This is a genomic window from Streptomyces tagetis, assembly GCF_018069565.1.
Classification (GTDB): Bacteria; Actinomycetota; Actinomycetes; order Streptomycetales; family Streptomycetaceae; genus Streptomyces; species Streptomyces tagetis.
Genome location: NZ_JAGPNL010000005.1, coordinates 231,199 through 251,213 on the forward strand (window position 1 = coordinate 231,199; position 20,015 = coordinate 251,213).

Genomic DNA, 20,015 nt, shown 5'->3' on the forward strand with positions numbered 1-20,015 from the left:
ACCCGTCGGTAATCGGATTCACCGACCGCTCACACCCCGCCAGTGATCGCTGGCAACGAATGCCCTGATCAGGGCGTCGTACGTGCCGGAAGCCCGGGGTCGGCCACCGGGAAACCCGCCGCCGCGCGACCGCCCGCCGAGGCCGGTCCTGGGGCGGAGGGGACGGAGGGGGCGGGGGCCTCGGCCACGGCTCGCAGGGCCGCCTCGGTCTCCCGCGCGCCGGGGTACGGCTCCGGGCCGGTGCCGTACGCCAGCAGCCGCCGGACCAGCGGGGCCAGCGGCCCGGCCCCCTCCGGCCCGGCCCCCTCCGGTCCGGCTCCGTCCGCCGGTCCCGCTCCGCCCGCCGGTCCCGCTCCGTTCGCCGGTCCGGCGGTGACGGCGGTGTGGAGCAGGGCGCCCAGGGAGCGCAGGTCGGCGGCGGGACCGGCGCCCGGGATGCCGCCGGGGTCGCCCGCGCCGGGCGGGCGGGCCGTGCCGACGTCGGTGAGGACGATCCGGCCGTGCGGCCCGAGCAGCACGTTGGCCGCCCGTACGTCGCGGTGGACGATGCCCACGGCGTGCGCCGCGGTGAGGGCGCCGAGCACGGCGAGGCCGACCCGGGCCGCCTCGGGCGCGGCCAGCGGGCCCCGGGCGAGGACGTCGCGCAGGGACTCGCCGGGCACGTACTCCGTGACGATCCAGGGCGGTCCGTCGGGTACGGCGCCCTCGACGACCACGTCCAGGATGGCGAGGGCGGCGGGGTGGTCGACGCGGGCGGCGGCGCGGGCCTCGTGGCCGAGGCGGTGCGCGGCCCGCCGCCGGACCTCGCCGCCCGGGTCGCCGGGCAGCCGTGGCTCACGGACGGCGACCTCGGTCCCGGCCCGTTCGTCGAGGGCCCGCCACAGGGTGCCGGACGCGCCGGAACCGAGGGGCGCGAGCAGCCGGTACCGCTCCCCCACCAGCCGGCCCGGTAAGACGCCGCCCGCGTCGGACTCCCCGGCGGCCTCCCCGGAGCCGGACGCGCGCGAGAGCCCCGTACGGGAGCCGCCCGTACGCGAACCCTCCGTACGAGATCCGCCCGTGCCGGAGTCTCCGGTGTGCTCGGCCGCCGGGACGCCGTTGGGGCCGCTCGCCGCGGTGCCGGTGCTCAGAGGCGGTCGACCTCCCAGTTGTCGATCACGGTCCGGGCGATCTCCCGGCCCGTGTCCGCGAAGTAGCCGGTGCGCGGGTAGTCGACCCACAGCCGGTACATGTCGCCGTTGTCGGCCCGGTAGTAGACGAGGTGGATCTCGCGCTCGCGCGGGTTCTGCGTGTCGTCCGTGGTGTACGCGATGACGTTCTCGGCGGCCTTGCGGTCCTGGTGCAGCGTCTCCCTGGGCTCGCCCTTCGGGGCGGGCTCGGCGGCGATGTTCCAGGAGTACTCGCCGTCCTTGAGCTTGTCCCAGTCGGCCCAGGCCCCGGCCGCCGCGGTGTCCGGGACGGTGTCGCGGGTGAGGCTCGTCTTGTCGTCGTCCTTCTTGACGTCCCGGTCCACCGCGACGACGACCAGGCCGCTCGGGTCCGCGAACCGCTCGTTGGTGCCGTCCCAGTCGTCCTTGCGCTCCTGCCGGACGAAGGCGGCCGGCACCGCGAGGCTCATCCCGGCCTGCTTGCCCAGTTCCTGCTTCTCCCAGCCCTTGGGCAGCGGCCCGGCGAACGGGTCGGCGATCACCAGATAGCCCGCGACCACCGCCGCGACGACGACGCCACCGAGCACCGCCAGCGCCTTGCGGCCGAGCCGGATGCCGCCCGCGGCCGGCGCCGGGCCCGGGGCGAGGACCCGGGTCGGCTCGGGCGGCGGCGGGTTGGCGGCGGCCTCCAGCAGGGCGCGGACCCGGGCGGCGTCGGGGCGGCGGGCCGGGTCCTTGTCCAGCAGGCCGGTGATCACCTCGGCCAGCGGGCCCTGCGCGGTGGCGGGCGCGGCGGGCACGGCGTTGAGCACGGACTGGAGCGTGGCGGGGGTGTTGCTGCGCCGGAACGGCGAGACGCCCTCGGTCGCCGCGTACAGCACCACGCCCAGCGACCACAGGTCGCTCGCGGGGCCGGGGCGCTGGCCGAGCACCCGCTCGGGGGCGATGTACTCGGGCGAGCCGACGAAGCCTCCGGTGTCGGTCAGATTGGTCTCGCCCTCGATCTGGGCGATGCCGAAGTCGGTGAGGACGACCCGGTCGTACCGGCCGAGCAGGACGTTGTCCGGCTTCACGTCCCGGTGCAGGATGCCGGCGGCGTGCGCGGCCTCCAGCGCGCCGAGCACCTCCAGGCCGATCCGCGCGGCCTCGCGCACGCCGAGGGTGCCCTCCTGGAGGACGTCGCCGAGCGAGCGGCCCCGCACCAGTTCCATCACGATCCAGGGCCGGTCGTCGACGACCGCCACGTCGTGCACGTCGACCACGGCCGGGTGGTCGAGCCGGGCGGCGGCGCGGGCCTCGCGGCGCATCCGCTCGTAGGCGTTGGCCCGTTCCCGCTCGGGCACGTGGTCGGGGACGCGGGGCTCCTTGACGGCGACCTCGCGGTCGACGGTCTCGTCCTGGGCCCGCCACACGGTGCCCATGCCGCCGTGGCCGAGCTTGGCGAGCAGCCGGTAGCGGCCGGCGATGAGCCGTCCCGTGCCGGGGTCGGGCGCCGCCGGGGTACTCGCGGGCCCGGCCGGGCGCGGCGGCACGACACGGGTCGGCGCCGTGCTCGGCGTCGCGTACGGATTGCCGGGATGCGGGACGGCGGCCTGCGGGTTCGGTGGTTGCAGGGCGAAGCTCGTCGGATCGTCCGACCCGTCGCGGGGTCCCCCGTTGCTGCTCATGGGTCCATCCATATCGTGCCGGACCCGCCGCCCTCCACAGGGGGGCGGAACCGGTCACAGACCCGTGACGCGCGGCGCCTTTTATCTCCCTTTTAGGCGCGTTCGGCGGGCACGGCGGCCGGGGGGCTCACGGCGGGTGCCGGGCGCGGGCGTTCAGGAGGGGTGGTTTCCGGACACCCCGGACCCGGCGGACGCCCCCTGGGCACCGGTGGCGCCGGGACTGCCGGGGGCGCCCGGCGGGTCGGCCGCGTCCGGTGGGTCGACCGCGTCCCGTGGGTCGGCCGCGTCCGGCGGGTCGGCCATGTCCGGCGAGTCGGCCATGTCCGCCGGAGCCCGCTCCGGCGTGCCGGGGGCGGAGCGGGTGACGGTGACCGTCGCGGTGGGCGCGGAGGCGGAGGGCGCGGCCGTCCCGGTCGGGGCTCCCGGCGTCGCGGGCACGGAGCTGGCCGGTGCGCCGCCGCCCTCCCCCGCGTCGGCCGAGAGCAGCGCCACCGCGCAGATCCCGGCGCCCACCGCCGCCACGACCAGGGCCGCGGCCACCAGCACGCCCCGGCCGGCGGGCCGTTCGCCGGGCGGGCGCGGCAGCGGCGGCGTACGGCCGGTGGCGAGGAAGGCGCGCAGCATCCGCTCCGCCTCACCCGCGCGCAGCCGCCGTTCCGGGTCGCGTTCCAGCAGTCCGCGTACGACGGGCAGCAGCGGCGCGGTCTGGACCGGCGGGTGGATCTCGTCGGTGAGCACGGCGTCCAGGACGGCGCCCAGCGAGTCCCGGTGGAAGGGCGATCCGCCGCTGAGCACCACGCAGAGCAGCACGCCCAGCGACCACAGGTCGGAGGCAGGACCGGCACCGGAGCCGGACATCCGCTCGGGCGCGGTGAACTCGGGCGAGCCGACGAAGGTCCCGCTCTCGGTGAGCGTGCTGGTGCCCGCGACCTGGGCCACGCCGAAGTCGGTGAGGACGATCCGGCCGTCCCCGGCGACCAGCACGTTGGACGGTTTCACGTCCCGGTGCAGGATGCCGGCGGCGTGGGCGGTGTCCAGCGCGCCGAGCAGGGCGATGCCGATCCGGGCGGCCTCGGCGGCGTCGACGGGGCCGCGCTCCAGCACCCGGTCGGCGAGCGACCCGCCGTCGACCAGCTCCATGACCATGTACGGATGGTCCTCGTCCTCGACGACGTCGTGGACGACGATGACGTGCGGGTGCCGCAGCCGGGCCACGGCGCGGGCCTCGCGCAGGGTGTGCTCCCGCAGGCCGCGCGCCTCGGCGTCGGAGAGCGTCTCGTCGAGCGGGATCGCCTTGACCGCGACCTGACGGCCCAGCAGGTGGTCGGTGGCCCGCCACACGACGCCCATACCGCCGCTGCCGAGCCGCTCCTGAAGCCGGTACCGGCCCGCGATGACACGCCCGCCCGCCCCCTCGGTCACCATGTGTCCCATCATGCCCCACCCACCCCGCCGACTCCGGGCCCCGCGGCCCCGGTTGGCCGACAAACGACCCGGTCAGGGGGCGCACGGAGCACGGCCGGAGTCGATCAAGGGGCGCACTGGCGCCGGAGGCCGGCCGGACGGGGCTAGCCGGTCTTCTCCTGCCAGCTCTGGAGCACGGTCGTGAACTGGCGGCGGGTGGTCTCCCACCCCTCGGCGGGACCGGACATGTAGAGCGCGTACTCGACGCCGTCCCGGGACATGTACGTCTCCTCGACGGCGCGGCGCGGGCCGGGGAAGGCGGTGTCCTTGGCCAGCGCGGTCCAGGTGTACTCCCAGCGGGCGCTGTCGCGGTCCCGGTAGGTGGTCCGGCGCAGGGTCACCCGCTCGTAGTCGACCAGCCGCTGCAACTGCTGTTCCAGATCGAGCTGGTGGGCGTAGGGGTCGTTGAAGTCGGGTTCGGTGTCGACGGCGACGCGCAGGAAGTGCTCGCCGTCGTCGGGGGTGTAGTCGATCATGACGAGTTCGCCGTCGTCGCCGAAGACCCGCCGCTCCCAGCCCTTGGGCAGCGAGAGGCTGAAACCCACCGGGTCCTCGCGGCGCTCCCAGCCGTCCGGGAGGATGCCGGCCGGGCCGGCTGCGGCCGGATCGGCGGCGCCCGGATCGGCCGCGGACGGGGTCCCGGTGGCGGACGGCGACGGCTCCCGTGGGGCGCCCTGCCCGGTGCCGGAGTCGCCGCCGGTCTGTTTCTGGAGGACCACGGCGGTGCCGCCGCCGACCAGGGCGGCCACCGCGACGACCAGGACCAGGGTGCGCAGCCGGCGGCGCAGCGACCGGGTGGGGACGGCGGGGGCCGCCGGGGCGGGCGCGGTGGGCGTGGGCGTGGCCGGGCCGGTCCCCGCCGTCGGCACGGTGGCGGGCACGCCCTCGGGCGCGTGGGGCGGTGCCGCGTGCGCCGCGTGGGTCCCGTGGGGCCCGTGCGTCCCGTGCGCGGGAGCCGTGTGCGCCGTGTGCGCGGGTGACCCGTGCGTCCCGTGCGTCCCGTGCGCCGGAGCCCCGTGCGCCCCGGGCGCCCCCGCCCCGTACGGCACGGTCGGCGCCGCCGGGTCGAAGGGGCGGCCCGCCTCGGGTATGCGGCCCTCCGCCGCCTGGGCGAGCAGCCGTTCCGTCTCGGTGGCGTCCGGGCGGGTGGCCGGGTCCTTGCGCAGCAGGGCGGCGATGACGGGCGCGAGCGGCCCGGCGTCGCGGGGCTCGGCGGCCTCCTCCTCGACGACGGCCTGCATCGTGGTCAGCGGCGAGGTGCGGCGGAACGGGGAGCGTCCCTCGACCGCGGTGTAGAGGGTGGCGCCGAGCGCCCACAGGTCGGAGGAGGGGCCGGGGTCCTGGCCGCGGATTCGCTCGGGGGCGAGGTAGTCGACCGAGCCGACCACCTCCCCGGTACGGGTGATGGTGCTGTCGCCCTCGATCTGGGCGATGCCGAAGTCGGTGAGGAGCACCCGGCCGTCCGCGGCGAGCAGCACGTTGCCGGGTTTCACGTCCCGGTGGAGGACGCCCGCGGCGTGGGCGGCGCGCAGGGCGCGCAGCACCCACAGGCCGATCCGGGCGGCTTCGCGCGGTGCGACGCGCTCCTCGTCGCGGACCGCGTCGGCGAGCGAACGGCCCTCGACCAGCTCCATCACGATCCACGGCCGGCCGTCGTGTTCGAGGACGTCGTGCACGGTGACGACGGCCGAGTGGTTGATCCGCGCCGCCGCGCGCGCCTCGCCCCGGGTGCGGGCCAGCAGGATCGCCTGGTCGCTCTCGGAGACGTAGTGCGCGGCGGTCAACTCCTTGATGGCGACCGCCCGGTGGAGGACCTCGTCGTGTGCGCGCCACACCCGGCCCATACCGCCGCTGCCGATGGCCTCGCCGAGCCGGTAACGGCCCGCCACGAGCCGGCCCTGCATCTGATTCACGTTGCCCCGCAATGCTCTTGTCAGGCTCAGACTAGGGACCGGCACCCGGCGGGGGAACGCCCGGGGTGGCATGGAGACCGCTCTGTGACGGTTGGCACCCCGGTACCGGGCGCGGGGCCGGTCAGCGGGTGAACCGGTAGGTGGACGACGCCTGTTCCCAGATCCGGGTCACCTCGTCGCGCTCCGCCTCCGGACCGCGCACCTGGACGACGTGGTAGCGGCCGTCGAGGAGCAACGCGGCGTTGCGGACGTAGAGTTCGCCGCCGCCGGAGCCGGTCCAGGTGAACTGGCCCTCGGCCATGGTGCGTCCGCCGACCTGGATGGTCTTCAGCCCGCTGGAGGTGGCCCAACTGGAGGCGCGGTAGGGCTCCAGTTCCCGTTCCACGTCGCGCTGGTAGACCATCGGGTCGTCGCCGTACCGGTCGGCGCGGTCCCGGCCCGGCACGATGATCAGCTCGAAGTCGCCCTTGGCGTAGACGACCTGGCCGCTGCCGTTGCGGGGGGTGCGCGTCCAGCCCTCGGCGACGGCGACGGTGAAGCCCTCGGGGTCCTCGCGCAGGACGAACCCCTCGGGGGCCTGCGGGGCGGTGGTCTGGGTCTCGGCGGTGCCGGAGGAGGCGGAGGCGCCGGTGCCGGGCGGGAAGCCGTCCGGACTCGGTTCGGTGCCGGGGTCGACGGGGGCCTGGCTCACCTCGCCGACGGTCCCGGTGCGGCCGGTGGTCTCCGGCCCGGACCTCGGCATGAAGTACACGGCGTACGCGACCGCCCCGGCCAGCGCGAAGAGGATCAGCACGAGCAGCGTCCGGCCGAGGCTGCGCGGGGAGCGGCCCGCGCGCCGGTCCCGCTTGTGCCGGCCCTGCCGGGCGGGGAGCCCGGCCCGGCGCCGGCGCACCACTTCGCCGCGGCGGCGCACGATGGGCAGGCGGCGGGCGTCGGCGGGCGGGGCGGGGACGACGTGCAGCCCGGCCTCCGGCTCGGGCGCGGAGCGCACCAGGGAGCGCAGCCAGCCGCTCAGTTCCTCGAAGTCGATGCGCTCGGTGGGGTCCTGGCGCAGCAGCGACTCCACGACCGGGCGCAGCGGACCGCACTCCTCGGCGAAGGCCGGGGGCTCGGAGCAGACGATCTGCACCAGTTCGGCGGTGGAGTCCTCCGGGTAGGGCGCGTGGCCCTGGACGGCGCGGAAGAGCAGGGCCCCCAGGGCCCACAGGTCGGTGGCGGGCCCGATGGGCGCGGCCAACTGCCAGTTTTCGTGGACCGGTCCGGCCTGTTCGGGGGCCCAGCGTTCGGTGACCGGGCCGACGACGGCCATCCGGGCCTGCCGGGCCCGCTCGGCGGCGAGCGCGGTGGCGGGTCCCCGGCGGGCGGGGACGTGGGCGGCGGGCTCGTCCCACTGTCCGGCGGACCCGGCGGGCGGAGCGGACGGGGCGGGCGAGGCGGCCGAGGCGGGCGGCGCGGGCAGCACCCGGTCCTCCGCCGGGGCGGGAGCCGCCGGCTCGCCGGAGGTGCGGGGCGCGGCGCCGTGCCAGGCGGCGGAACGGACGCCGTAGGGGTCGGCGATCCGCCCCGGCGGGTCGGGGGGCGCGGCCGGGTCGTCCTCGGTGGGCCGGGGGCCGGCCAGGGCGGCGTGGCCGTTCCGCTCCTCCTGGACGCGGGCGGCGGCGCGGGCCCCGGCCCGGTAGGCGGCGATGGCCCCGGCCCGCGCGGCCCGGATGTCGCCGCTGGTGCCGGTGGGCGCGGCGGGACCGGCCGGAAGTCCGAGGGGGCCGTCGGCGCCGGGTGAGGGCAGCCCCCGGGCGTTGCGGGCCTCGATGGCTTCCCGCCGGGCGGCCTCCGGGTCGGCGGCCCCGGGACCGAGGGCACCGGGACCGAGGGCGCCGGGACCGAGCGCGGCGGGACCGGCGGGAAGGGCGGCGGGCCCGGGGGCGGGGGCGCCGGAGCCGTGGCCGGGCGCGGGGTCCGGGTCGTCGGGGGCGGGGACGGGGTCGTAGCCGCACAGCGTCTCCTCGGCCGCGCCGACGGCGAGGCCGGTGAGCATCACCCGCCCGTCGTCGCAGACCAGCACCGTGCGGGCGGTGATGTTGCGGTGGACCCAGCCGTGCGCGTGCAGCACCCGCAGCGCCATGAGGACGTCGGCGGCGACCTCGGCCGCCCGGTACGGCGACAGCGGCTCTTCGGCGAGGAGCGCGGCGAGCGGCCGGGCGGCGACGAGTTCGCTGACGATCCAGAGCGAACCGCCCTCGGCGAACACGTCGAAGACCTGGTCGAGCCGCGGGTGGTCGGGGACCGCGGCGGCGGCCTGCGCGGCCTCGACGGCGCGGCGCACCACGGGGTCGGCGGGCCTGCGGGGGCCCTCGCCCGGGACCGGGGGCCGCTGCGCGGGGCGCCGTCCGCCACGGGCGGTGAACCCGTCGGGCAGCCCGTCCGCGTCGAGCACCTCCGCCTCGACGACCTCCGGCAACGGCACCTGGCGGACCAGGACTTCCTGTCCGCTGTAGGTGTCGAAGGCGCGGCTCTCGGTGAGTTCGTACTCGTCCGAGGGCGGCAGGGGCAGGCGGTAGCGGTCGGCGAGTACCCGTCCCGCGTAGTCGTCCACGTTGCCTCCCCCGGCAGACCGGCGGTCGATTCCCTTCGCCCCGCGGCCCGTTCCCGCTGCGCACGGTCCGCGACCCTTCACGATACGTGCCGGAGGCAACCCGCAGAGCGGGGATGCGGGATTCCGCTCCGGCCCCCGGCGCCGGCCGGCCGGGTCAGTCCTTGGGCCGGAAGGTCTCGGTGAGGACCTTCCAGGCGTTCACCCGCTGGTCACCGTCCCAGTCGGCGGCCCTGGCGGTGTACATGAGCGCGTACCCGGCCCGGTCGCTGACGACGAAGCCCCGGTCGATGGTGCGGTAGCCGGTACCGCCCTCGGTGTAGGTGAACTCCCAGTCGGCGGTGTTCCAGTTCCGGTAGTCGACCTTCTCTATACGGACCTTGCGGTACTGGGAGCGGACCATGTACCGCTCCTGGTTCTTCCAGTCGGCGACCGGGTCGCCCTTGGGCGTGGTGGTCCAGGCGACGAGCAGCTTCTGCCCGCCGGGGCCGGTGAAACGGTCCCCCGCCGAGCCCGTGGAGGCGTACGACCAGCCCTCGGGCAGGCCGATGGAGTAGCCCTGAGTGCCCTGGTGGGTGGAGACCGCGCCCGCGCCGCCGCCCGCCGCGTCGTCCCCGCCCGCGTCGGCCGCACCGTCGGTGGCGTCGCCGCCGGTGGCGCCGGTGGCCTCGGAGCCGTTCCCGGCGGGGTCGTCGCTCCCGCCGCCGTCCCGGGTGCCGCCGGCCGGTGCCGCGGAGCCGTCGGTACGGGTGTCGCCGTCGTCGTCCCGCTTGGTGTCGCCGCTCGCGCCGGCGGAGGCGGTGGGCCGGTCGCCGGCCCCCTTGGCGCCGTCCAGGTCGTCGTCGCCGAGGGTGAGGGCGAGCACGGTGCCGAGCACGGCGAGCACCACGACGACCGCGATGGCGATCAGCGTGCGCCGGGGCACCACGTCGGTGAGCGGCGCCCGGCGCACCGGAGCGGGCGGCAGGTCGGGCGGGGGCATGACGGGCCAGCCGGAACCGCGCCCGCCCGGCGCGGTGGTGCGGGCCCCGGGGACCGCCGGGGAGGCGGGGGCACCGGCGGGGGCGGAGGCGGCCGGCGCGCCCGCGGAGGGGGAGGCGGTCGCCGTCCGGGCGGCGCCGGAGGCCCCGGCGCCGGAGGCGGCCTTGCGCACCGAGCGCAGCGCGCCGCGCAGCCGGTCCCCGGACTCCTCACGCCGCCCGCCGGGCTGGGCGGGCAGCGGTACGACCTTGGTGGCGTCGTCCGGCTCCCGCCCGCCGGCGGGGGCGTGGACGACCTTGGTGAGCAGGGCGCGGGCGCCCGCGTCGTCGAGGCGCAGCGCGGGGTCCTTGGTGAGCAGTCCGTAGATGACGTCGCGCAGCGGACCGGCGTTCTTGGGCTCCTCCAGCGTCTCCGTCATCACCGCGGTGAGCGTGGCGATCGCCGAGCCCTTGTCGTACGGGGGGACGCCCTCGACCGAGGCGTAGAGCAGCCCGCCGAGCGACCACAGGTCGGCGGCGGGGCCGGGCTTGTGACCGCGGGCCCGCTCCGGGGAGATGTACGAGGGGGCGCCGACGAGCATGCCGGTGGAGGTGATGGAGGGGTCGCCCTCCACCTGCGCGATGCCGAAGTCGGTGAGGACGACCCGGCCGTCGTCGGCGATGAGCACGTTGGACGGCTTCACGTCACGGTGCAGGATGCCCTCGCGGTGCGCCGAGCGCAGCACGTCGAGGATGGCGAGGCCGACCTCGGCCGCGCGCCGGGGCTCCAGCAGGCCGTCCTCGCGGATGACCTCGGCGAGGGACTTGCCCTCGACGAGTTCCATCACGATCCAGGGGCGGTCGTCCTCCTCGACCACGTCGAAGACGGTCACGGCGCTGTTGTTGCGGATGCGCGCGATCGCCTTGGCCTCGCGCAGCGTCCGCGTGATCAGGCGCCGCTTCTCCTCCTCGTCGATGTTGGTCGGGAACCGCAGCTCTTTGACGGCGACCGTGCGCCCCAGGGTCTCGTCCTCGGCCCGCCACACCGTCCCCATGCCGCCGCGGCCGAGCACGCCTCCCAGCCGGTACCGCCCGGCGAGGAGACGTGCGCTCTCGTCCTGACGGGATGTGCCCGCCCGCTCCGCCTCCGACATGCGTCCCCTCAAGCAACCCGCCCTGACAGAGCCTTCATTGTCCCTCACCCGACAAGTGCCCGACGCCCAGGGTGCCCCTCGGGCGGCACTGTGGCGGAGGGTGCCCGCGCGGGGTCCCGAGCGTCACGAGGCGGGGTGTCACGGGGGATTGACCCCACGTCAACCGGGGCGGACACGGACGGACGAGACGGACCGGGCGGGCGGTACGGGCGGGGACGGGCGGGGACGCAGAGGGGCGCACGGGACGAGCCGGACGGGGCGGCCGGGTCGGCCGGGGCGGGCCCGGCAAACGGGGCTGGGCAATGCGGCCGGGGCGGGCCCGGCAGACGGGACGGGCAGCACGGCCGGGCCACCCGGGTCGCCCTGCCGAGGCCCCACACCGAGGCCCCACACCGAGGCGTCACACCGAGGCGTCACACGGGACGCCACACCGCTCGGCCCGCCCGCTGTCACACCGGGACGCAACACCGGGACGCCACACCGGGCGGCCCGCCCGCCGGCTCAGTGCGGCACGATGTCCGGCGCCCCCAGCCGGGCCGCGTCCGCCGTGAGGTCGTCGGGCTGGAGCTGGGACTCCCGCTCGGCCTCGACGCGCTTCTCGTAGTGGTGGACCTCCCGCTCCAGCCGCTCCGTGTCCCAGCCCAGCACGGGCGCCATCAGCTCGGCGGCCTCGCGGGCGCTGCGGGTGCCGCGGTCGAAGGTCTCGATGGAGATGCGGGTGCGGCGGGTGAGCACGTCGTCCAGGTGCCGGGCGCCCTCGTGGGAGGCGGCGTAGACGATCTCGGCGCGCAGGTAGTCGTCGGCGGCGGCCAGCGGCTCGCCCAGCGAGGGGTCGTCGGCGACGAGTTCGAGCACCTCCTCGGCGAGGGCCCCGTACCGGTGGAGCAGGTGCTCGACGCGCACCACGTGCACTCCGGTGCGGGCGGCGATCCGCGCCCGCGCGTTCCACAGCGCCCGGTACCCCTCGGCGCCGAGCAGCGGGACGTCCTCGGTGACGCACTCGGCGACCCGCAGGTCGAGCCCGTGCACGGCGGCGTCCACCGCGTCCTTGGCCATCACCCGGTACGTCGTGTACTTGCCGCCGGCCACGACGACCAGGCCCGGCACCGGGTGGGCGACGGTGTGCTCGCGCGAGAGCTTGCTGGTGGCGTCCGACTCGCCGGCCAGCAGGGGGCGCAGCCCCGCGTAGACGCCCTGGACGTCGTCGCGGGTGAGGGGGACCGACAGCACCTCGTTGACGTGGTCGAGGAGGTAGTCGATGTCGGCACTGGAGGCGGCCGGGTGGGCCTTGTCCAGGTCCCAGTCGGTGTCGGTGGTGCCGACGATCCAGTGCCGGCCCCAGGGGATGACGAAGAGCACGGACGTCTCGGTGCGCAGGATCAGCCCGGTGGAGGAGTGGATGCGGTCCTTGGGGACGACCAGGTGGATGCCCTTGGAGGCGCGGACGTGGAACCGGCCGCGCTCGCCGACCATCGCCTGGGTGTCGTCGGTCCACACCCCGGTCGCGTTGACCACCTGCCGGGCGCGGATCTCGTACTCGCCGCCGCTCTCGACGTCCTGGACGCGGGCGCCGACCACCCGCTCGCCCTCGCGGAGGAAGCCGGTGACCCGCGCCCCGTTGGCGACCTGGGCGCCGTAGGCGGCGGCCGTGCGCACCAGCGTGGCGGTGAAGCGGGCGTCGTCCACCTGGGCGTCGTAGTACTGGAGGGCGCCGACCAGCGCGTCCTTGCGCAGCGCGGGGGCCACCCGCAGGGCGTGCCGGCGGGTGAGGTGGCGGTGCACGGGCAGGCCCCGGCCGTGTGCGCGGGCCATGGACATGGCGTCGTAGAGGGCGACGCCGGAGCCGGCGTACAGCCGCTCCCAGCCCCGGTGCCGCAACGGGTAGAGGAAGGGCACCGGCCGCACCAGGTGCGGGGCGATCCGCTCCAGGAGCAGCCCGCGCTCCTTCAGCGCCTCGCGGACCAGGGCGAAGTCGAGCATCTCCAGGTACCGGAGCCCGCCGTGGATGAGCTTGCTGGACCTGCTGGAGGTGCCGGAGGCCCAGTCGCGGGCCTCGACCAGTCCGGTGGAGAGTCCGCGCGTCGCGGCGTCGAGCGCGGTGCCCGATCCGACCACACCCGCGCCGACCACCAGGACGTCCAGTTCGCGCTCGGCCATGGCCGCGAGCGACGCGGCCCGCTCGGCCGGCCCCAGTGTCGCTGTCCTCACCGCTGCCTCCCGCTGTCAGTCGCCTCGGCCGCGCCCGTCGGGGACGGCCTGGTTCCCGGTACCCCCGTGGCCAGATTCTTACCGTGATGTCCGTGATCGGCCACCACGCGGGACCCGCCTGTGGACAACCCTCCCCGGTGACGCGCGTCAACACTCGCCGAGACTCGGCCGATCAATCCCACATATCGGTCATATTTACTCCTAGTCTGACGTTGTGCTCGCCCATCCTGTCCACAGGGCTTGCGCACCTGTCCCCCTTCGGCTACTGGGAAGGACGGCCCACGTCATGCCCGCAGATCTCGCCGTCATCGGACTCGGCCCGTACGGACTGCCCCTGGCCCAGGCCGCCGTCGCCGCCGGCATCTCCACCGTCGGCTTCAAGACCGGCCCGGAGCCCGGCCCCCTCACCCCCGCCGAGGTGCGCCGGATGCTGGCGGGGGGCTTCCGCACCGCCGTCCGCCCGGCCGAGCTGGGCCGGGTGCGCACCGCGGTCATCTGCGCGCCGGCCCCGCCCGGACCGGCCGGCGCCCCGGACCTCACCCAGGTGGAGGCCGCCGCGCGCACCCTCGCCGAGCACCTGCGCCCGCACACCACGGTCGTCCTGGAGTCGCCGGTGGAGCCGGGCACGACGGAGGAGTTCCTGCGCCCGATCCTGGAGGAGGGCTCCCGGCTGCGGGCCGGCCGCGACTTCCACCTCGCCTACTCCCCCAGCCGCGCCGACCCCGGCAACCGCGACTTCACCCCGGCCAACACGCCCAAGGTCATCGGCGGCCTCACCCCCGCCTGCACCGAATCGGCCGCCGCCTTCTACGGCCGGCTCACCGACCGGGTGGTCCGCGCGCGCGGCACGCGGGAGGCGGAGACGGTGCAGCTCCTGGAGAGCAACTTCCGCCATGTGAACATCGCCCTGGTCAACGAGATGGCCGTGCTCTGCCACGACCTGGGCGTCGACCTGTGGGACGTCATCCGCTGCGCGGAGACCAAGCCCTTCGGCTTCCAGGCGTTCCGCCCCGGACCCGGCGTCGGCGGCCACTCCGCCCCCCAGGACCTGACCGGCCGCACCCCGCGCGGGCTGCGCCTGGTGGAGCTGGCCCAGCGGGTCAACGACCAGATGCCCCGCTACGTCGTCCAGCGCGCCGCCGCCCTCCTCAACGAGCACGGCAAGTCCGCGCGCGGCGCCCGCGTCCTCCTCCTCGGCGTCACCTACAAGGCCGACCTGCCCGACCAGCAGGCCACCCCGGCCCAGGAGATCGCCACCCGCCTGCGCGAGCTGGGCGCCGCCGTCAGCTACCACGACCCGCACATCCCGTCCTGGAACCTGCTGGGCCACCCCGTCCCGCGCGCCGACTCGCTCTACGAGGCCGCCGCCGACGCCGACCTCACCATCCTGCTCCAGCAGCACCGCACATACGACCTCCAGGGCCTGTCGGTGAAGGCCCAGCTCCTGCTGGACACCCGAGGCGCCACCCCCACGGGGGCCGCACACCGCCTCTGACCGGCGCGAAGGGCCCGGAGCGTGCTGCTCCGGGCCCTTTCGTGTGCGTACCCTCGCCTGCCTTCGCCCACCGCGAGGACGGGTCAGCGGCGGTGGCGGGACTCCGCGACCGTCACCTCGACCCGCTGGAACTCCTTCAGCTCGCTGTACCCCGTGGTGGCCATGGCGCGGCGCAGGGCGCCGAAGAAGTTCATCGAGCCGTCGGGGGTGTGGGAGGGGCCGGTGAGGATCTCCTCGATGGTGCCGACGGTGCCGAGGTCGACCTTCTGGCCGCGCGGCAGCTCCTCGTTGACGGCCTCCATGCCCCAGTGGTTGCCCTTGCCCGGCCCGTCGCTGGCGCGCGCGAGCGGCGAGCCCATCATCACCGAGTCGGCGCCGCAGGCGATGGCCTTGGGCAGGTCGCCGGACCAGCCCACGCCGCCGTCCGCGATGACGTGCACGTACCGGCCACCGGACTCGTCCATGTAGTCGCGGCGCGCGGCGGCCACGTCGGCGACGGCCGTCGCCATCGGGACCTGGATGCCGAGCACGTTGCGGGTGGTGTGCGCGGCGCCGCCGCCGAAGCCGACGAGGACACCGGCCGCGCCGGTGCGCATCAGGTGCAGGGCCGCGGTGTAGGTGGCGCAGCCGCCGACGATCACCGGGACGTCCAGTTCGTAGATGAACTGCTTCAGGTTGAGCGGCTCGTGCGAGCCGGAGACGTGCTCGGCGGAGACGGTGGTGCCGCGGATGACGAAGATGTCCACGCCCGCGTCGACCACGGCCTTGGAGAACTGGGCGGTGCGCTGCGGGGAGAGCGCGGCGGCGGTGACGACGCCGGAGTCGCGCACCTCCTTGATGCGCCGGCCGATCAGCTCCTCCTGGATCGGGGCCGCGTAGATCTCCTGGAGGCGCCGGGTGGCCGTCGCGGCGTCCAGCTCGGCGATCTCGTCGAGCAGCGGCTGCGGGTCCTCGTACCGGGTCCAGAGTCCTTCGAGGTTGAGCACGCCGAGGCCGCCCATCTCGCCGATGCGGATGGCGGTGGCCGGGGAGACGACCGAGTCCATCGGGGCGGCCAGGAAGGGCAGCTCGAAGCGGTAGGCATCGATCTGCCAGGCGATCGAGACCTCCTTCGGGTCCCGGGTACGGCGGCTGGGGACGACGGCGATGTCGTCGAACGCGTATGCCCGCCGGCCGCGCTTGCCGCGCCCGATCTCGATCTCAGTCACGTCTGTGGCCTTTCCCTGTTGCGTGCAGCGTCTTCCAGTATCGCCGACGGGCACGGCGAAGGCGGCCCCGGATGCTCCCGGGGCCGCCTCCGGCCGGGCTACTTGCGGCTGTAGTTCGGCGCCTCGACGGTCATCTGGATGTCGTGCGGGTGGCTCTCCTTCAGCCCGGCGGAGGTGATCCGCACGAAGCGGCCGTTCTCCTGGAGCTGCGGCACGGTGCGCCCGCCGACGTAGAACATCGACTGGCGCAGACCGCCGACGAGCTGGTGGACGACGGAGGAGAGCGGGCCCCGGTAGGGCACCTGGCCCTCGATGCCCTCGGGGACGAGCTGCTCGTCGGAGGCGACGCCCTCCTGGAAGTAGCGGTCCTTGGAGAAGGACTTGCGGTCGCCCCGGGTCTGCATGGCGCCCAGCGAGCCCATGCCCCGGTACGACTTGAACTGCTTGCCGTTGATGAAGAGCAGCTCGCCCGGCGACTCCTCGCAGCCGGCCAGCAGCGAGCCCAGCATCACCGTGTCGGCGCCCGCGACCAGGGCCTTGGCGATGTCGCCGGAGTACTGCAGGCCGCCGTCGCCGATGACCGGGACACCGGCCTCCTTGGCGGCGAGGGACGCCTCGTAGATCGCCGTCACCTGCGGCACGCCGATGCCGGCGACGACGCGGGTGGTGCAGATGGAGCCGGGGCCGACGCCGACCTTGATGCCGTCCACGCCGGCGTCGATGAGCGCCTGGGCGCCGTCCCGGGTGGCGATGTTGCCGCCGATGACGTCGATGCCGGCGGAGTTCGACTTGATCTTGGCGACCATGTCGCCGACCAGGCGGGAGTGACCGTGCGCGGTGTCGACGACGATGAAGTCGACGCCCGCCTCGATCAGCGCCTGGGCCCGCTCGAAGGAGTCGCCGGCCACGCCGACCGCGGCGCCGACCAGCAGCCGCCCCTGGGCGTCCTTGGCGGCGTTCGGGTACTGCTCGGCCTTGACGAAGTCCTTGACCGTGATCAGGCCCTTGAGCACGCCCTGGTCGTCGACGAGCGGCAGCTTCTCGATCTTGTGGCGACGCAGCAGCTCCATGGCGTCCACGCCGGAGATGCCGACCTTGCCGGTGACCAGCGGCATCGGCGTCATGACCTCGCTCACCCGGCGGGAGCGGTCGGTCTCGAAGGCCATGTCGCGGTTGGTGACGATGCCGAGCAGCCGGCCCGAGCCGTCGGTGACGGGCACGCCGCTGATGCGGAACTTGGCGCACAGCGCGTCCGCGTCGCCGAGGGTGGCGTCGGGGTGGATGGTGATCGGGTCGGCGACCATGCCCGACTCGGACCGCTTCACCAGGTCGACCTGGTTGGCCTGGTCCTCGATGGACAGGTTGCGGTGCAGGACGCCGACGCCGCCCTGGCGGGCCATCGAGATCGCCATGCGCGATTCGGTGACCTTGTCCATGGCGGCGGAGAGCAGCGGGATGTTCACCCGCACGTTCTTGGAGACGTACGAGGCGGTGTCGATCTCGTCGGGTGCCATGTCCGACGGGCCCGGCAGCAGCAGCACGTCGTCGTAGGTCAGCCCGAGCGTCGCGAATTTCTCGGGCACTCCGTCGACGTTGGCAGTCATGACACCTTCCCCAAATGGCCTTGATCGGTGCGGATGTCCATGCTAACGGGAATGCGAGGTGTCTCATTCCACGGTGCCGGACGGGACCGCACTTCGTACGTTCACACCGTCGTACGGTCACACGTACCGTCGCACGGGCAGGGCCCGCGGGGGAACGGGGGCCCGGTCCGGAACGCGGCGGCGGCGCGCGGGAGCCGGCGCCCGCCGAGACCACCCTGCCGCCCCGCCGACGCCGAACGCCCCGCCCGCGCCTACTGCTCCGCCGGCCCCTACTGCTCCGCCAGCGCCTACTGCTCCGCCAGCGCCCGGAGCCGGCTCAGCGCGCGGTGCTGCGCGACCCGCACGGCGCCGGGTGACATTCCCAACATCTGGCCCGTCTCCTCGGCGGTGAGCCCGACCGCGATGCGCAGCAGGAGCAGCTCCCGCTGGTTCTCGGGGAGGTTGGCGAGGAGCTTCTTCGCCCAGGCGGCGTCGCTGTTGAGCAGCGCCCGCTCCTCCGGGCCGAGCGAGTCGTCGGGCCGCTCGGGCATCTCGTCGGAGGGGATGGCCGTCGAACCGGGGTGCCGCATCGCGGCCCGTTGCAGGTCGGCGACCTTGTGGGCGGCGATGGCGAAGACGAACGCCTCGAAGGGACGCCCGGTGTCCTTGTACCGGGGCAGCGCGAGGAGCACCGCCACGCAGACCTCCTGGGCGAGGTCCTCGACGAAGTGCCGGGCGTCGCCGGGCAGCCGCGACAGCCGCGTACGGCAGTAGCGCAGCGCCAGCGGATGCACGTGGGCGAGCAGGTCGTGCGTGGCCTGTTCGTCTCCGTCGACCGCCCGGTGCACGAGCCCGCCGACCGTCCCCCGGTCGGCGGCAGCCTCGTCGTCACGCATCGGTCCATGGTGCCTTGCGGCCTTCCGATCCGTGGCTCCGTGCCCGCTGTTGTGCACCGAAGCGTTATGAGCAGGTGCGCCGGCACTCATCATCCCCTGCGCCCTCCCCTTCCGCTCGACCGACTCGTCCCCGAGGAACTCCACACCTCAAGGATGCGCCATCCGCCGCGAAACGAGCAGCGGGCATCCGGCGGGCCGCCTTGTCACCCCCGCTCACCTGACGGTAAGCGGGGTGCGCCACGACACCGTCCGGTCTCCGCACGGGGGACCTAGCGGACCAGGCCCCACCGGAATCCGAGCGCCACCGCGTGCGCCCGGTCCGAGGCGCCGAGCTTCTTGAACAGCCGCCGGGCGTGCGTCTTGACCGTGTCCTCGGAGAGGAACAGCTCACGGCCGATCTCCGCGTTGGAGCGGCCGTGGCTCATGCCCTCCAGCACCTGGATCTCGCGCGCCGTGAGCGTCGGCGCGGCGCCCATCTCGGCGGAGCGAAGGCGGCGCGGTGCGAGCCGCCAGGTCGGGTCGGCGAGGGCCTGCGTCACGGTGGCCCGCAGTTCGGCGCGCGAGGCGTCCTTGTGCAGGTAACCGCGGGCACCGGCGGCGACGGCCAGGGCCACGCCGTCCAGGTCCTCGGCGACGGTGAGCATGATGATGCGGGCACCGGGGTCGGCGGACAGCAGCCGGCGGACGGTCTCGACACCGCCGAGTCCGGGCATGCGGACGTCCATGAGAATCAGGTCCGAGCGGTCGGCTCCCCAGCGGCGGAGGACTTCCTCGCCGTTGGCGGCCGTCGTCACGCGTTCGACGCCGGGCACGGTCGCGACCGCACGGCGAAGCGCCTCTCGGGCAAGCGGGGAGTCGTCGCAGACGAGGACGGAAGTCATGGCCGTCCTCCGCTGATGCGCGTCACGTTGAGCCTCCAGGCTGGTACGAATCGTCACCTGTGCGGTCGACCGTCTCGGACGCCCGCCCGAGTCCTGTTCCTTCAACCGCCTCCGCACTCTCAACGATGGTCACCCGAAAGAGTTACGGGGCCGAGTGTCGTCTTCGGCACTCTACGTGAGTGCGCGGACACGGTGCAGACATGCGCGACGTACTCACGCCGTTTCATCACAAGCAGTGCCCCATTTAGCCGATTTTCTTCCACTTCGGCGGTGTCTGCGGCTAGATTCGCAATGAGTCATATTTTCATCTCCTTAGATCGTAGTTGTACGGTCGTGGACACCGTATCCACCCAGATCGGCTACAAGGGGTCACGCCATGGCAGATTTCTCCCGCCTTCCCGGACCGAACGCGGACCTGTGGGACTGGCAGCTCCTCGCCGCGTGCCGCGGGGTGGACAGCTCTCTCTTCTTCCACCCGGAGGGTGAACGCGGCGCGGCCAGGAGCGCCCGCGAGAACTCGGCCAAGGAGGTCTGCATGAGGTGCCCGGTGCGCGCGGAGTGCGCGGCTCACGCCCTCGCGGTGCGCGAGCCGTACGGCGTGTGGGGCGGACTGACCGAGGACGAACGCGAGGAACTGATGGGACGGGCACGCCACCGGCTGGTGGCCGCCTCGGCACCGGCCGGGGCCGACGCGTCCGGACACGATTGACCCATCGCGGCGGCACCTGCTGAAGGAACGTTTTTGCAGAACATCGCCGACCCGGGCACGTGCAGGGTGCCCGGGTCCTTTCCTGTACGGAGGCCCCTCCAGGGGGCGTGACGAGGCGTCACGAGGGGGCCGCCTCCCGG

The 20,015-nt window shown here is 74.8% G+C and carries 13 protein-coding genes; 2 read left to right on the top strand and 11 right to left on the bottom strand.

The genetic code is table 11. The features are described 5' to 3' along the window. Positions 1-68: 68 nt before the first annotated feature. The 7 genes from J5Y05_RS19325 to J5Y05_RS19355 form a co-directional block, all read right to left on the bottom strand. On the bottom strand, positions 69-938 hold the full coding sequence (locus J5Y05_RS19325; protein WP_307853986.1) for a serine/threonine-protein kinase: 870 nt from the start codon (positions 936-938) through the stop codon (positions 69-71). Between the two features lie 188 nt (positions 939-1,126). Further along, positions 1,127-2,815 carry a serine/threonine-protein kinase gene (locus tag J5Y05_RS19330; protein WP_210874225.1) on the bottom strand — a complete coding sequence of 563 codons (1,689 nt, stop codon included), beginning with the start codon at positions 2,813-2,815 and terminating at the stop codon, positions 1,127-1,129. Positions 2,816-2,968: 153 nt separating this feature from the next. Further along, a complete protein-coding gene (locus J5Y05_RS19335) occupies positions 2,969-4,240 on the bottom strand; it encodes a serine/threonine-protein kinase (protein ID WP_210874227.1) in 1,272 nt (423 codons plus the stop codon). A gap of 143 nt (positions 4,241-4,383) precedes the next feature. Next, positions 4,384-6,183: a serine/threonine-protein kinase gene (locus tag J5Y05_RS19340; protein WP_210874229.1), complete on the bottom strand. Its 1,800-nt coding sequence runs from the start codon at positions 6,181-6,183 to the stop codon at positions 4,384-4,386. Positions 6,184-6,313: 130 nt separating this feature from the next. Beyond that, a complete protein-coding gene (locus J5Y05_RS19345) occupies positions 6,314-8,785 on the bottom strand; it encodes a serine/threonine kinase C-terminal domain-containing protein (protein ID WP_210874231.1) in 2,472 nt (823 codons plus the stop codon). Positions 8,786-8,939: 154 nt separating this feature from the next. Next, positions 8,940-10,895: a serine/threonine-protein kinase gene (locus J5Y05_RS19350; protein ID WP_210874233.1), complete on the bottom strand. Its 1,956-nt coding sequence runs from the start codon at positions 10,893-10,895 to the stop codon at positions 8,940-8,942. Between the two features lie 501 nt (positions 10,896-11,396). Continuing rightward, the gene (locus J5Y05_RS19355) at positions 11,397-13,103 is read right to left on the bottom strand and encodes a glycerol-3-phosphate dehydrogenase/oxidase (RefSeq protein WP_210874235.1); all 1,707 of its coding nucleotides are present in this window, start codon (positions 13,101-13,103) and stop codon (positions 11,397-11,399) included. A 286-nt stretch (positions 13,104-13,389) separates the two neighbouring features. Here J5Y05_RS19355 and J5Y05_RS19360 point away from each other — a divergent pair, with 286 nt between their 5' ends. After that, positions 13,390-14,598 carry a nucleotide sugar dehydrogenase gene (locus J5Y05_RS19360; protein WP_210874238.1) on the top strand — a complete coding sequence of 403 codons (1,209 nt, stop codon included), beginning with the start codon at positions 13,390-13,392 and terminating at the stop codon, positions 14,596-14,598. Positions 14,599-14,681: 83 nt separating this feature from the next. Here the strand turns inward: J5Y05_RS19360 and J5Y05_RS19365 are convergent, their stop codons facing one another. From J5Y05_RS19365 to J5Y05_RS19380, 4 genes are all read right to left on the bottom strand, one after another. Further along, complete coding sequence (locus J5Y05_RS19365; RefSeq protein ID WP_210874240.1) at positions 14,682-15,806, bottom strand: GuaB3 family IMP dehydrogenase-related protein; 1,125 nt, start codon at positions 15,804-15,806, stop codon at positions 14,682-14,684. A gap of 98 nt (positions 15,807-15,904) precedes the next feature. Beyond that, the gene (gene guaB, locus J5Y05_RS19370) at positions 15,905-17,410 is read right to left on the bottom strand and encodes an IMP dehydrogenase (RefSeq protein ID WP_210874242.1); all 1,506 of its coding nucleotides are present in this window, start codon (positions 17,408-17,410) and stop codon (positions 15,905-15,907) included. 287 nt (positions 17,411-17,697) lie between these two features. Then, complete coding sequence (locus tag J5Y05_RS19375; RefSeq protein ID WP_210874250.1) at positions 17,698-18,285, bottom strand: sigma-70 family RNA polymerase sigma factor; 588 nt, start codon at positions 18,283-18,285, stop codon at positions 17,698-17,700. 269 nt (positions 18,286-18,554) lie between these two features. Continuing rightward, a complete protein-coding gene (locus J5Y05_RS19380; RefSeq protein WP_003948568.1) occupies positions 18,555-19,166 on the bottom strand; it encodes a response regulator transcription factor in 612 nt (203 codons plus the stop codon). 376 nt (positions 19,167-19,542) lie between these two features. Here J5Y05_RS19380 and J5Y05_RS19385 point away from each other — a divergent pair, with 376 nt between their 5' ends. Beyond that, a complete protein-coding gene (locus J5Y05_RS19385) occupies positions 19,543-19,875 on the top strand; it encodes a WhiB family transcriptional regulator (protein ID WP_210874259.1) in 333 nt (110 codons plus the stop codon). The last annotated feature ends 140 nt before the right edge of the window (positions 19,876-20,015 follow it).